This is a genomic window from Streptomyces sp. NPDC091649 (genome assembly GCF_044756785.1).
Classification (GTDB): Bacteria; Actinomycetota; Actinomycetes; order Streptomycetales; family Streptomycetaceae; genus Streptomyces.
In genome coordinates this window covers 72,849-86,912 of record NZ_JBIVTR010000019.1, presented here as the reverse complement: position 1 = coordinate 86,912, position 14,064 = coordinate 72,849, and the positions used below count along the sequence as shown (strand labels likewise).

General features: G+C 74.0%; 7 protein-coding genes. 2 read left to right on the top strand and 5 right to left on the bottom strand.

Going from position 1 to position 14,064, the window contains the following annotated elements:
- Positions 1-77: 77 nt before the first annotated feature.
- Positions 78-4,019, top strand: a complete 3,942-nt coding sequence (gene eccCa / locus ACIQMU_RS26620) for a type VII secretion protein EccCa (protein ID WP_402689861.1) — start codon at positions 78-80, stop codon at positions 4,017-4,019.
- Between the two features lie 78 nt (positions 4,020-4,097).
- Here eccCa and ACIQMU_RS26615 read toward each other — a convergent pair whose 3' ends face one another.
- The 4 genes from ACIQMU_RS26615 to ACIQMU_RS26600 all read right to left on the bottom strand — a co-directional run bounded on the left by ACIQMU_RS26615 (position 4,098) and on the right by ACIQMU_RS26600 (position 10,744).
- Entirely contained in the window at positions 4,098-5,282 is a 1,185-nt protein-coding gene (locus tag ACIQMU_RS26615) for a S8 family serine peptidase (RefSeq protein WP_402689860.1), read from the bottom strand.
- A gap of 65 nt (positions 5,283-5,347) precedes the next feature.
- The gene (locus ACIQMU_RS26610) at positions 5,348-8,653 is read right to left on the bottom strand and encodes a right-handed parallel beta-helix repeat-containing protein (protein ID WP_352242641.1); all 3,306 of its coding nucleotides are present in this window, start codon (positions 8,651-8,653) and stop codon (positions 5,348-5,350) included.
- Between the two features lie 133 nt (positions 8,654-8,786).
- A complete protein-coding gene (locus ACIQMU_RS26605) occupies positions 8,787-10,136 on the bottom strand; it encodes a ricin-type beta-trefoil lectin domain protein (protein ID WP_402689859.1) in 1,350 nt (449 codons plus the stop codon).
- Complete coding sequence (locus ACIQMU_RS26600) at positions 10,133-10,744, bottom strand: type VII secretion system-associated protein (RefSeq protein WP_352242643.1); 612 nt, start codon at positions 10,742-10,744, stop codon at positions 10,133-10,135. The genes ACIQMU_RS26605 and ACIQMU_RS26600 overlap by 4 nt, the downstream gene beginning before the upstream one ends.
- A gap of 375 nt (positions 10,745-11,119) precedes the next feature.
- Here ACIQMU_RS26600 and ACIQMU_RS26595 point away from each other — a divergent pair, with 375 nt between their 5' ends.
- Entirely contained in the window at positions 11,120-11,785 is a 666-nt protein-coding gene (locus ACIQMU_RS26595) for a TOPRIM nucleotidyl transferase/hydrolase domain-containing protein (protein ID WP_402689858.1), read from the top strand.
- A 131-nt stretch (positions 11,786-11,916) separates the two neighbouring features.
- Here the strand turns inward: ACIQMU_RS26595 and ACIQMU_RS26590 are convergent, their stop codons facing one another.
- Positions 11,917-14,064 carry an iron ABC transporter permease gene (locus ACIQMU_RS26590; RefSeq protein WP_402689857.1) on the bottom strand — a complete coding sequence of 716 codons (2,148 nt, stop codon included), beginning with the start codon at positions 14,062-14,064 and terminating at the stop codon, positions 11,917-11,919.

Sequence of the window (14,064 nt, the reverse complement as noted above, 5' to 3'; positions counted from 1 at the left end):
ATTGCCATCGAGCCGGGAGGTCTTGTCCCTTGAGTGTCGTGCTGATTCGCCGGCCCGCCCGTCGGCGCGGGCCGGAAATGCCCGAGGGACAATTGACGCTCCAGGAGCCGCCGGCCCTCGCGGAGACGGTGCCCGACACCTCCGCGATCTGGACCTACCTGCCGATGGCCATGATGTCGGTGTCGATGATGCTGATGTTCCTCCGCCCCGGGGGGTCCAACGGCGTCTTCATGTACATCGCGATGGGCATGATGATGCTCGCCGCCGTCGCCATGCTGGTCGGCCAGTTCATGCGCAGCGCCGGTGAGCGCAAGCAGCGCCTCAAGGGCGAGCGCCGCGACTACCTGCGCTATCTGTCGCAGACCCGGCGGCGGGTGCGGCAGACCATCGTGGAACAGCAGCGCGCCCTCGCCTGGCGGCACCCCGACCCGGCCGCCCTGCGCTCCCTGGTCCGCACCACCCGCCTGTGGGAGCGCCGCCCGGCCGACGAGGACTTCGGCGAGGTGCGACTCGCCGTGGGGGAGCAGCAGCTCGCGCTCACCCTCACCCCCGTCTCCACCCGCCCCGTGGAGGACCTGGAACCGCTGTGCGCCCATGCGCTGCGCCGGTTCATCCGCGCGTACTCCACCGTGCCCGAACAGCCCATCGGCCTCTACCTTCGCTCCTCCGCCCGGGTGTTGCTGCGTGGCGACCAGGACGCCGTACGAGGACTGGCGCGGGCGGTGCTGAGCCAGCTCGCCGTCTTCCACGCGCCGGAGGAGCTGTGGATCGCGGTGTGCACCACCGACGAGCGGCGCGCCGAGTGGGAGTGGGCCAAGTGGCTCCCGCACGCGCTGCATCCGTACGAGGAGGACGGGGCGGGGCCGGTGCGCCGGATCACCGCCGACATCGCCGAGCTCGACGATCTGCTCGGCGCCGAGTTCGCCGAACGCCCCGCTTTCGACCCGGAGGCCGTACCCGGCCGCGAGGAGCCGTACACCGTCGTCGTCGTCGACGGCGGCACCGTTCCCGAAGGGCACCGCTGGGACGGGCCCGGCTACCGCAACGCCGTGATCCTCGACCTCTCCGAGGCGATGCGCTGGCGGCCCGGCCGGAACACCCTGCGGCTGGCCGTCGAGGGCGACGAGGTCGGCCTCGTGCGGACCGACCGCAGCCGCAAGGAGCGCACCACCGTGCTGGGCCGGCCCGACCGGCTCGGCCCCGTCGCGGCGGAGTCCCTCGCCCGGCTGCTGGCCTCCTCCCGGCTGAGCCTCGGCGCCGACATCGCCCAGCCCATGGAGACCGACGTCGAGCTGACCACGCTTCTGGGCATCCCCGACCTGCACCGGCACGACCCCAAGACCCTCTGGGACAAGCGCGTCGGCGCGGCGCGCCTGCGGGTGCCCGTGGCGGTCGGCGTGGACGGCCGGCCGGTGGAGCTGGACATCAAGGAGTCCGCCCAGGGCGGCATGGGACCGCACGGCATGCTCATCGGCGCCACCGGCTCCGGCAAGAGCGAACTCCTGCGCACCCTGGTGCTCGGCCTCGCGCTCACCAACTCATCCGAGACGCTGAACTTCGTCCTCGTCGACTTCAAGGGCGGCGCGACCTTCCTCGGGCTCGACGAACTCCCGCACACCTCGGCCGTCATCACCAACCTGGCCGACGAAGTCGCCCTCGTGGAACGTATGCAGGACGCCCTGCACGGAGAGCTGCTCCGCCGCCAGGAACTCCTTCGCTCGGCGGGCAACCACACCTCCGCCCTGGAGTACGAGCGCGCCCGCGCCCAGGGGGCAGATCTCGCCCCGCTGCCCAGCCTCTTCGTCGTCGTCGACGAGTTCAGCGAACTTCTGGCGGCACACCGCGAGTTCATGGATCTGTTCGTGATGATCGGGCGGCTCGGCAGGTCGCTCGGCGTGCACCTCCTGCTCGCCTCCCAGCGCCTGGACGAGGGCCGCATGCACCAACTGGAGAGCCACCTCTCCTACCGGGTGGGGCTGCGCACCTTCTCCGCCATGGAGAGCCGGGGCGTGCTCGGTGTCCCCGACGCCTACCAACTGCCCTCCCAGCCAGGCAACGGCTACCTCAAGTCCGGCGTGGAGCAGTTGGTCCGCTTCCGCGCCGCCTACTCCTCCGGCGGCTACCGCCGGCGCACCGGAGCCGTCGTGCGGGCCCGGGTCGCCAGCCAGGTGGTGCCCTGGACGAGCGGCTGGGTCGTGCCGCGCACCATCGCCCCGGACCCGGTGGCGGCCCCGGAGCCCGAGGCCGAACCCGAGGGCGACGACGAGGCGCTGATCGACGTGGCGCTCGACCGGCTGCGCGGCTCCGGGCCCCCGGCCCACGAGGTGTGGCTGCCGCCGCTCGACGCCCCCTTCCCGCTCGACGCCCTGCTGCCCGGCCTCGACGCCGACGGGGAACGCGGTCTGAGCTGCCCCGGCGGCCCCGGACGCGGCAAGCTGCGCGTGCCGGTCGGCCTGGTGGACAAGCCGTTCGAGCAGCGCCGCGACCCGCTCGTCGTGGACCTCGCGGCGGCCGGCGGCCATGTGGCCATCGCGGGCGGCTCCCAGAGCGGCAAGTCGACCCTCGCCCGCACCCTGATCTGCTCGCTGGCCCTCACCCACACCCCCGACGAAGTGCAGTTCTACTGCCTGGACTTCGGCGGCGGCGGTCTCGCCCAGCTCGCCGGGCTGCCGCACGTCGGCGGCGTCGCCGCCCGGCTCGACCCGGAACGCGTCAACCGCACGGTCGCCGAGGTGATGACCGTCCTCGCCGGGCGGGAACAGTTCTTCGTCGACCACACCGTGGACTCCATGGCCTCCTACCGCCGCCGCCGCGCGGCCGGTGAGTTTCCCGACGAGCGCTTCGGGGACGTCTTCATGGTCGTGGACGGCTGGTCCACCGTGCGTCAGGACTACGACGGCCTCATCGGAAAGTTCAACGAGCTGGCCGCACGCGGCCTCAACTACGGCATCCACCTCGTCGTCACCACCGCCCGCTGGGTCGAGCTGTCCGCCCAGGTCCGCGACCAGGCCGCCACCCGGCTGGAGCTCCGGATGGGCGACCCGATGGACTCCGAGGTCGACATGCGCAAAGCCCGTTCGGTGCCCCGCACCGGCGGCCGGGGCCTCACCGCCGACAGCAAACTGCACTTCCTCGCCGGTCTGCCCCGGATCGACGGCGGCAACGGCCTGGAGGACCTCGGAGAGGGCGTCGCCGACCTGGTCGCCAGGGTCGCCGCCGCGTGGCCGGGCGAGTCCGCGCCGCCGGTCCGGATGCTGCCGCACCGCCTCCCGGTAGCCGAGTTGCCCGGGACCGCGTCCACCGAAGGCGGCGGTATGCGCCTCGCCCTCGGGCTCGACCAGGACGGACTCGATCCGGTCTGGCACGACTTCAGCCGCACCCCGCACCTCATCGCGGTCGGCGACACCGAGAGCGGCAAGACCAACCTGCTGCGCCGCGTGGCCGCCGGGATCACCGCCCGGTACACCCCCGCCGAGGCGAAGATCATCGTGGTGGACTACCGCCGCGAACTGATCGACGCGGTGCCGGAGGAGTACCGCATCGGCCATGTCGTCTCGCTGGACAACCTGAAGGAGACCGTGGACGGCGCGGCCCGCGCCATGCAGACCCGGCAGCCGGGACCCGACATCGCGCCCGCCCGGATGCGGCAGTGCGACTGGTGGACCGGACCCCGGCTGTTCGTCCTGGTCGACGACTACGACATGGTGGCGGGAAACTCCTTCCAGAGCCCGTTCGAACCGCTCTTCGACCACTTGGCGCTCGGCTTCGAACTCGGACTGCACCTGGTGGTCGCCCGCAGCGCCATGGGCGCCGGGCGCGGACTCAACGAGGCGCTGCTGCGGCGTCTCGACGAGACCAACACCCCGGCCCTGCTGATGTCCTGCCCGCCGACCGAGGGGTTCCTCTTCGGGAACGTGAAGCCGCGGAACCTCCCGCCGGGGCGCGCCTTCCACATCGCCCGCCGCAAGGCGAAGCTCGTCCAGACCGCGCTGGCGGACGGCGCGGACAGCGGGAAGTGAGCGGAGGCGGACGAACGACCGAGGGGCCCGTCCGCACGGACGGGCCCCTCGGTCATGACCGCCTCCCGGGCGGTCCGGTCAGTCGCGCGGGCCGGCCGGACGCCAGCCGCGCGCCCGGGCCCGGGGCAGCATCACCGCCGCCCAGACGACGGCCAGCACCCCCGCCCCGCCGCCCAGCGCCAGCAGCGTCGCGCGCCCGATGGCCCGGTCCGCCGACGCGGTGTCACGCATCCGCACGGCTTCGGCGGACCGCTGCCGCGGACCGGACGCCGCGACATCGGCCACGGACGTGACGGCCGCGTACGGGTCCAGCTGCGGGACGTCCGCCGGATAGGCCGTCGCCACCAGCCGGCGCGCCACCTCCTCGGCCGGCGCGTCGGGATGCGCCGACCGGACCACGGCCGCCGCACCCGCGGTGTACGCGGCCGCCAGCGACGCGCCCGAACCGAGGAAGTGGCCCGAGCCGCGCGGACCGCCGGAGACCACGCCGGCCCCCGGTGCGGCGAGGTCGACGCCGGTCGTGCGCAGCGCCCCGTCCGGGCGGCCGCCGGAGGGCAGCATGTCCACGACGGAGATCACCCCCGGCTCCGACGCGGGCCAGTACGGGCGGCTCGGCACCGGGTCGGCGGTGGCGTTCGGCGGATCCGGCACCGCGGCCGCCACGACCACCGCGCCGGAGCGCAGCGCCGCCGCGACCGCCCGGGTCACCTCCTTGTCGCGGCGCGGCAGGGCCGCGGAGACCGTGATGACACCGGCCTTCGCCGCCGTCGCGGCGCGCAGCGCCTCCACGACCAGGGCGGCGTCCGGGGTGCCGCGGGCGTCCGTGCCGCGCAGCCCCAGGATCCGCGCCCCGGGTGCGACACCGCGCAGTTCCGGAGTGGCTCCGCCGGAGCCCGCCACCAGGTTCGCGAGGAACGTCCCGTGCCCCACGCAGTCCTCGTCCGCCTCGCCCTGGGTGGTGACCCGGCCCTTGAGCGCCGCCGCGTCCTTGTCCACCCCGGTGTCGATGACGGCGACCGTCACCCCCTCGCCGGTGCCGTGCACCCGGACCCGGTCCAGATCGAGCCGCCGGCGCGACCAGTCGCCCTTCTCCGCCTCCGTCTTCGAGGCGGCCGTGCAGGGGAACCGTTCCGGGTCGTCGCCCAGCGCCGACGGCATCCCGGGGAGTTTCTGCCCCCCGGCCGCGCGCGCACCGTCCACCGGTCCCCGGGCGGCCGCCCCGGCGGGTGCGGCGCCGGCCAGCAGGACCAGGCAGGCCGCCATCCCCGCGCACGTCGCACGGGCGGCGGCGGACCGTCCCTTCGCGCCGGCGGTAGCCGAGGGCCCCCTCACAGTCCTGCCGCCTTCCGCGCCGGTGCGACGTCCTCCGGGACCAGGGTGCGCAGATCGTCCAGGGTCGGGGAGCCCAGCGAGCTGAGCCGTCCCGCCTGCCGGGTGATCATCGTCTCCACGACCTGGCGGGCCAGCCGCGCGTTGCCGAACGTACGGTCGCGGGGGAGCGAGTCGAAGTACTCCTTCAGCAGCGATCCGGTGCCCGGCCCGCACTCGTAGCCCATGGACGAGGCGTGCGTACGGACGATGGTGACCAGCTCCTCGGAGGAGTAGTCCGCGAACCCGACCTTGCGCGAGAAGCGCGAGTCGAGACCCGGGTTGGAGGCGAGGAACCGCTCCATCTCCTCGGTGTAGCCGGCGACGATGACCACCACGTCGTCGCGGTGGTCCTCCATCAGCTTCAGCAGGGTGTCGACGGCCTCCTGACCGAAGTCCGCGCCGCCGCCCGCCGGGGTGAGGGTGTACGCCTCGTCGATGAACAGCACCCCGCCCCGAGCCCGTTCGAAGACCTCCCGGGTCAACTGGGCGGTGTGGCCGATGTATCTGCCGACGAGGTCCGCCCGCGCCACCTCGACCAGCTGGCCGCCGCTCAGGATGCCCAGCTGCGTCAGGATCTCGCCGTACAGCCGCGCCACCGTCGTCTTGCCGGTGCCGGGCGGTCCGGTGAAGACCAGGTGGTGGCTGATGCTGGGCACGGGCAGCCCGGCGGCGGCGCGGTGCCGGGACGTGGTGATCAGGTTCACCAGGTCCGTGACGTCGCGCTTGACCTCGGCGAGGCCCACCATGTCCGCGAGACCGGCCAGCGGGTCGTGGACGGCGGTGTCGGCGGCCTGCACGGCGGTGGCGGACACGTCGTCCGGCAGCAGGAGCCGCAGATCGCGCTCGCCGATCTCGGCCTGGGAGGCGAGCCGCATCGCCTGCCGGTCCACCATCTCCTCGAACACCCCGCGTGCGGCACGGCCGTTGCCGAATCCGCCGTCACGCGGCATCCGCTCGAAATGCGTCGCCAGCGCGGCCGCCGTCCCCTCGCCCAGCTCGTACTGGTGCTTGCCGCACATGTTCTCCATGATCGCCACGAGTTCGGGGACCGAGTAGTTCTCGAACTCGATGGTGCGCGAGAAACGGGACGCCAGACCGGGGTTGGAGGCCAGGAACGACTCCATCTCGCGGGAGTACCCCGCCACGATGACCACCACGTCGTCGCGGTGGTCCTCCATCAGCTTCAGCAGCGTGTCCACGGCCTCCCGGCCGAAGTCGGCGCCGCCGTTGCCGCTGTCCGCCGTGAGCGTGTACGCCTCGTCGATGAACAGCACGCCGCCCAGCGCACGGTTGAACGTCTCCATCGTCTTGATCGCCGTACCGCCAACGATCTGCGCCACCAGATCGGCCCGCGACACCTCCACGAGATGGCCGCTGCGCAACGACCCGAGCTCCGCCAGGATCGACCCGTACAGCCGGGCTACCGTGGTCTTGCCGGTGCCGGGCGGCCCCGTGAACACCAGGTGGCGGCCCATCGGCGGGGCGGTCATCCCCAACTGCTCGCGTCGCTGGGCGAGTTGCGTGAGATTCACCAGGGTGCGCACCTGCTGCTTGACGTTCTCCAGACCGATCAGGTCGTTGAGCGCGTTGAGCGGTCCGCCCTCGCGGGTGACCGCGGATTCCTCGGCGGTTCCGGAGCCGGCCGGATCGGTGTTCTCCGCACTGCCGGCGCCCCAGGCGTCCCGCTTGCCGTTCGCCGAACTGGTCAGCCCCTCCACGGCGAGACGCTCGCCGGGGACCGACTGCACCAGGCCGCCGCCCGCGTTCTCCCGTGCCGAGCAGTTCACCAACGACACCGGGGAGGTGGACTCCACCCGGAAGCCGTCCTTCTCGCCGCCGTTGACCTCGCAGGCGTTCAGCGAGCCCTGGCTGCCCTCCCGCAGCACGAAGCCGTGTCCGGTGGGGGAGTGGACGGTGATCCGGCTGGCGGTCAGCTCCGCCCCTCCGGTTACCGCGACACCGTCCTCCCCGGACGTCTCGACGCGGAAGTCCCGCACGGTCACGCTGCCGCCGTCCTCGACGAGGATGCCGCACGCCCCGCTGCCGGACACCCCGCCGCCCGCCAGATAGAGCGTGCTGCCGGACGCGGCTCGGACCCCGGTGCCCTTGGGGCGTACGACCTCGCAGTCCTCGATCCGGCCCCTGGCGTCCTTCGTGGCCGCGATGCCGTCACCCGCCGGCTCCACCAGCCGGGCGCGGCGCAGCAGCGGGTTGGCGCCGCCGCGCACCAGGACCGCGGGCGAGCCGCCGATGACCTCCAGCCGGTCCAGCTCCGCCGCCGAGTCCTCCTCCAGCAGCAGACCCGCCTCGTCGCAGTCCCGCACCGTCAGCCCGGTCAGGGCGGGCGAGGAGGCGCCGTTGACCTTGAGGGCCGGGCCCCGGGCGGTGTCGACCCAGCAGTCCTCGAACGTGCCGCGCGCCCGGTCCGTGACCAGCAGTCCGCTGCCCCGGGTCCGCGAGGTGCGACAGCGCCGCAGCACCGGATCGGTGCCGGCCGCCAGGACGATGCCGGCCGCGGACGTGCCGGTGACCCGGACGTCCTCCAGCGTGGTGCGGCCCGCGCTCGTGATGTGCACCCCCGTGCTGGTGTCGTGCACCACCGACCGGACGACCCGCGTGGTGCAGCGCTCCTCCAGCGCGATCGAGGGCTTGTCCGTGGAGGAGATGTCGCAGTCCTCGACGGTTCCGCGCGCGTCGCCGTTGGCGAGCACCCCGTTGCCGCGGGCGTCCCGGACGGTACAGCCCCGGACCGTCGCGTCGCCCTGCTCGGCGAGCACGATGCCGCTGGTGGCCAGGTGCTCCACCGAGCAGGACTCCACCGAGCTGCCCGCGGCCGATGTGACCACGATCCCGGCGCCCTTGGGGTTGCTCACCCGGCAGTCGCGCAGCGCCAGCGAACCGGTTCCGCCCGCCAGGAGCGCCGTCCAGGCGGAACCGCTGATCTCACAGCCGTCCAGCGCCGCCTGCCCGCGCCGTACGTCCACGGCCGGCTGCTCGGAGTCCGTGCCGCGCAGCGTCAGCTCGGAGAGCATCACGGCGTCGGCGCGCAACGACAGCACGGGGCCCGAACGCGGCCGGATCTCCACCGTGCCGCGGCCCTCGGCCGCCGTGAGCGTCACCCGGGTGTGGACCACCAGGCTCTCGGCGTACGTTCCCGGCCGGATGCTGATGACGGCCCCGTTGCGCGCCGTCGTCAGTGCTTCCCCGATCGTCCGGAAACCGTCGGACCCTTCCGGGCCGACCGTCAGTACCTGGCGCGACACGCGTGAACCTCCTCGCCTGGGCGGCACCACCGGACGAGGCCGCCACTCCCGGGAACACCCGGAATCCCGATCATGCCAGTACACCGCTCAATTGTTCGGGTGAGGTTGCGCCAAGGGTGCCGACGGGCACCTGTCAGGCGAAACTCCACTTCTGGTTGTCCAGCCCGGTGCAGTGCCACAGGACCAGCTTCGCCCCGTTGTGGGTCTTGTGGTGCGCCACGTCCACGCACATCCCGACCGCGGTGTTCACCAGGTCGTTGGACGGATTGAGGGCGAATTTCTGCGCGATGTTGTCGCTGCAGTCGGCCAGTTGGATCGTGGCGCCGCCGGAGAAGTCGGCGTTGGCCACGTCCAGGCACTTGCCGCCGATCCGCAGCGTACCGTCCGAAGCGAACCGCCACCGCTGGGCGTTGCTGCCGTTGCAGTCCCAGAGCTCCAGCGCCTGTCCGTCGTTGAACCTGCTGTACGGAACGTTCAGGCAGCGGTTGGACTGGTGACCCCGGAACGTCACCGGATTGCCCAGTGTCACCGACGACGTGGACGCCGCCTTCCTTGTCCCGCTGCCCGCCGGGGCCTTCTTCTCGGTGGTGCCGCCGCCCTCGGCCTTCGGCTCGGGTTCGGACTTCTCGTCCGCCTTGCCCTCACCGGAATCCCCGGAGCCGCGGGCGCCCCCGGAGCCGCTCGGCGTGCTCGCACCGGCGGAAGCCGCTGGAGCGGCACCGGCGTGGGGATCGCTGGGCTGCTCCGCCTTCGCCTTCCCCTTCGCCGCCTCGTCCTCGGGCTTTCCGTCCGTGGACTTCTCCGGTGCGGCGACCGCGAAGTCCCCGGGGCTGTCCTGCTCGTCGCCGCCGAGCACGGTGCCCGCGGCGTTGACGGTCCGGGGCTTCTCGTCGTCCTTGTCGCCACCGAGCAGCAGGAACGGCACCGACACCAGCAGCGCCCCCACGACCGCCGCCCCGGCCAGCGCCGCCCTGCCGGGCCGGCCCACCGGGGTGGTCTGCGGCTCCTCCTCACCGATCGCGGTCGTCGTCATCGTCCGCACGAGCGCGGGCAGCCGGCTCTTGGCCGCGACGCCCGCGTCCGGGTCGCCATCGGCGGCTGTCGAGCCTTCACCACCGGTTCCGGCCGTGGTCGGGCTTTCATCACCGGCCCCGGCGGGGCTGTCGCCACCGGCCGCGCTGTCGCCACCGGTCCCGGTGTCCGCGCCGGCGGCGTTCGCGCTCGCGACGGCCGAGGCGCTCCCTGCCGCCGCGGTGGCTTCGGCGGACGCAGGGCCCGCGGCCGCCTCGCCGGCGTCCGGATCCGGGTCCGAAGGGCTCGACGCTGTGGAGGCCACGCCGCTTCCGGCCGCCGTCGCGTCGGCTCCGGCGTCGTTCTCCGGGCCTGCTGCCGCCTTTTCGCCCGCCGCGACCTCCGGCGTGGAGGCGGCAGCGGGTTCCGTACCGGCCGGGGGGCTGTCGGGGGCGGGGGCCGAGCGTGTCACGGGGTTCTCCCTGCGGGCGGGACTGGGTTGGTGGGGTCCGGCAAGCTGTCGGCCGGTACGACCAGAGGGGCGGCGGCCATGGCGTTGACCATCAGCAGCGCCTGCGAACCGCGCAGATCACGGGCCAACTCGGCCGCCGACAGGGTGTCATGGATCAATGGCGCGGACGTGAACCGATGTGCGGGAGAAGTGAAGGCCAGCACCACCGGCTTCCCGTCCTCCCCGGCTGCCGTGAGAGGCCGCCCGTCGGCGCCGCGCACCACGCTGACCTCGGCCGATGCCAGTGCCGCCAACGCGTCCTCGGTGGAGCCGTAGCCGGTCGCGGCCCGCTGCGCCGCGGCGTCCACCGGGTCGGTGGGCTCCGGCCAGCCGAGGACCGGCGCGGACGGGCGGTAGCGGGAGTTGGGCCGGTATTCGCGGACCGCGCCGTTCTCGTCCGACCGCCATTCACCGACGAGCGCCCAGTCAGGCGGGGGCCGGTCGCCGGGCCACTGCGGATCGACCACGCCGAGCCAGTGGCCCGGGGCCTCCGACGCGGCGGCGCGCACCGCGTCGGGTATGTCGGGGAGCGGGTCCGCCGCGCCGGAGGGCTCTCCTGCGGGCCCCATCCTGCACCTGCCTTCGGGGGTCGTACGACAACGGCTGTGCCGTCGGCTGTTCATGGAAAGCAAAAGGATCTCATGGTCAGGGGCCGTGCGGGGGGTCCGGGGAGAAACCCGTTCGGTGCGGCTTCATGACCGGGTCGGGCCCGTTTCGCGCCCGGGCACGCGCCGTCGACCGGAGGGGACCGGCGGGCGGGAGGGCCGTCCCGTGGCGACGTCGACCGGGGCGTCGGGGCGCCCGGGCCGGCAGCGCACAGGCCGGGTGCGCCGTGCGAGGCGCCGAACGCGGGCCGGGACGGGCCCGGAAGCGGGCGGGCCGTGCCCGTTCGACCGCACGAAGTCCCTTGCCGTACCCGCCGGTCGGGGTGCGAGACTGCCGGCGTGGACACGGCGACGCGCTTCCGGCGGACGGTCATCTCCTGGGCCGCGGGCGACGCGGACGCTCCGGCGCCCGCCGAGTCGGCGGCGGCCCGCGAACTGGCGGCGGACCTGGGCCTGCGCACCGTGGTGCTGGTGGAGGGTGTCAGCGACCGGGCGGCGGTCGAGGCCCTCGCCGCAGGCCGGGGGCGCCACCTGACGGCCGAGGGCGTCGTGGTCGTGCCCCTCGGCGGCGCCACCGGCGTCACCCGCTTCCTGCGCCTGCTGGGACCCGACGGGCTCGGTGTCCGCCCCGCCGGCCTGTGCGACGCGGCGGAGCAGAGGTTCTTCGTCCAGGGCCTGGAGCTGACCGGTTTCGGCGCCGCTCGCACGCCCGGCGCCCTTGAGGCGCTGGGATTCTTCACCTGCCACGCCGACCTGGAGGACGAGCTGATCCGGGCGCTCGGCACGGACCGCGTCCAGCAGGTCATCGAGGACCGGGGCGACCTGCGCGCCTTCCGGGTCTTCCAACGCCAGCCCGCCCAGCGGGAGCGGGCCGTCGAGGCGCAGTTGCGGCGCTTCATGGGGACCATCGGCGGGCGCAAGGAGCACTACGCCCGCGCCCTGGCCGAAGCCCTGGACCCCAACCGCCCGCCACCGCCGCTGGACGGGCTCCTCTCCCACCTCTGACCCGGACGCGGAAGTCCCGGACCCGGAAGGCCCGGGCCCCCGAGAGCCCGGGCACGAAAGGCCGGACCCCGGAGCCGCTGCGGCGACGACCACCGCCCGGCTCCGGGGCCCGCACCCGGGGATCCTCCTGTTCACCCCTCGCGCCGCGACCGCCAGAGCAGCCAGATGAAGTACGGGGCGCCGATCACGGCCGTGAGCAGACCGACCGGGATCTGCGCCGGGGCGATGACCGTCCGGCCGACCGTGTCGGACACGACCACCAGCAGCGCACCCAGCAGCGCGCTGACCGGGATGACCCGCACATGACGCCGGCCCACCAGGGCGCGTGCCGCGTGCGGCGCGACGAGGCCGACGAACCCGATCACGCCGACCGCCGCGACGGCTCCCGCCGTCAGGAGCACGGCCAGGCTCAGCAGACCCAGCCGGGTGGCTCCGATCCGCACGCCGAGGAGGGCGGGCGTCTCGTTGTCCAGGCCGATCAGGTCCAGTTCGCGGCGCATCACCGCGAGAGAGGGCAGTGCGACGGCGAGGCCCACCAGTACCGGGATCAGCTCGGGGAACGTCCGCCCGTACGTCGAACCGCCCAGCCAGGCCAGCGCCTTCGTCGCGTTGTACGGGTCGGTGAGCACGATCAGCAGACTCACGAACGCGCCCGCCCCCGCCTGGACCCCGATGCCGATCAGCACCAGACGGTTCTGCTCCAGACCACGGCGCGCGGCCAGCCCGAACACCAGCGCGGCGGCAGCCGCCGCACCGGCGAGCGCGGAGCCGCCGATCAGCCAGAAGCTCGCCAGCGGTACGACGGTGAGCACGGCCACCGCCCCGACTCCCGCCCCGCTGACGACGCCGAGGACACCCGGTTCCGCCAGGGGGTTGCGTGACACCGCCTGGACGACGGCTCCCGCGACCGCCAGCGCCGCACCGGCCAGCAGGGCGGCGGCGACCCGGGGGACGCGCGTGTCGAGGACGTAGCCGACGAACCGTCCCGACCGCCCCGTGAGCCAGTTGCCCACATCGCCCAGGAGCAGCGTCGCGTCGCCGAAGAGCGTCGCCGCCACCACCGCGCCGAGGAGCCCCACGACCGTCGCCACCAGCGTGAGGACGAACGCGCGTCGGCCGCGGAGCCGGGCGAACGCCGTCGAGCCGCTGTCCGTGCCCATGTCGCGCGAGCGGTAGGCCAGGAAGACGAGGACGAGCGCGCCGAAGCAGGTCGTGACGATGCCGGTGGGCACCTCGGCCCCCGCCTGGGCGCCGAACACCGCGCGCAGCATCACGTCCGCCCCGAGCACCACGAGCACCCCCGCGAGCGCCGACGCGGGGATGAACGCGCGGTGCCGGACCAGGCCCGGAATCCATGTGCTCAGCAGGCGTACCACGGCGGGCGCGCACAGCCCGACGAAGCCGACCGGCCCCGCGACCGCCACGGACACCGCCGCCAGCAGCACCGCGAGGATCACGGCGACGCTGCGCGTCAGCCGGGGGCTCACCCCCACGACGGCGGCTCCGTCGTCGCCGAGGGCGAGGATGTCCAGCCGCCTGCCGAGCAGCATCAGGCCGGCGAACGCCAGGAGCGCGACCGGGGTGAGCCGGTCGATGGACTCCATGCCGATCTGGGCGAGCGAGCCGTTGCCCCAGGCGAACAGCCCGGTCGTCTGCTGGGAGCGCAGGAGCAGCAGCATCCCGCTCAGCCCGGACAGGGCGAGGGTGAGCGCCGAACCCGCCAGCACCAGCCGGATCGGTCCGGCTCCCGCCCGGGAGAGGCCGAGGACGACCCCGGCGGCCAGCAGCCCGCCCAGGAACGCCGTGGCCCCGGCCGGCAGCGCGGGCAGCGTGATGCCGAACGCGGCGACGGCGACCACCGCGAGATACGCGCCCGCGTTCACGGCGAGTGTGTCGGGGGAGGCCAGCATGTTGCGCGACACCGACTGGAGCGCCGCGCCCGCCGCGCCGAGCGCGCAGCCGACGAGGAGCCCGGCGGCGAGCCGGGGCAGCCGCGAGTCCAGGATCACGGCGGCCGTCTGCTCGTCGGCGGTCCGGTCGGAGGCCGCCCCGGTGGCCAGTTGCCAGAGGGTGTGCAGATCGACGGCTGCGGTGCCCTGGCCGACGTGGACGATCGCGAGAGCGGCCAGGGCGGCGATCCCCGCGAGCGCGAGGAGGAACATCCGGCCGCGCCGGGCCGGTCGGCCGTCCGGGGCCGTGGTCCCGGCCAGGGCGGCCGTGCCGGACCCCGCCGCGTCGACGGCGGGGGCCGGCGGGGCGCCTGTGGTGCGTGTGCTCAT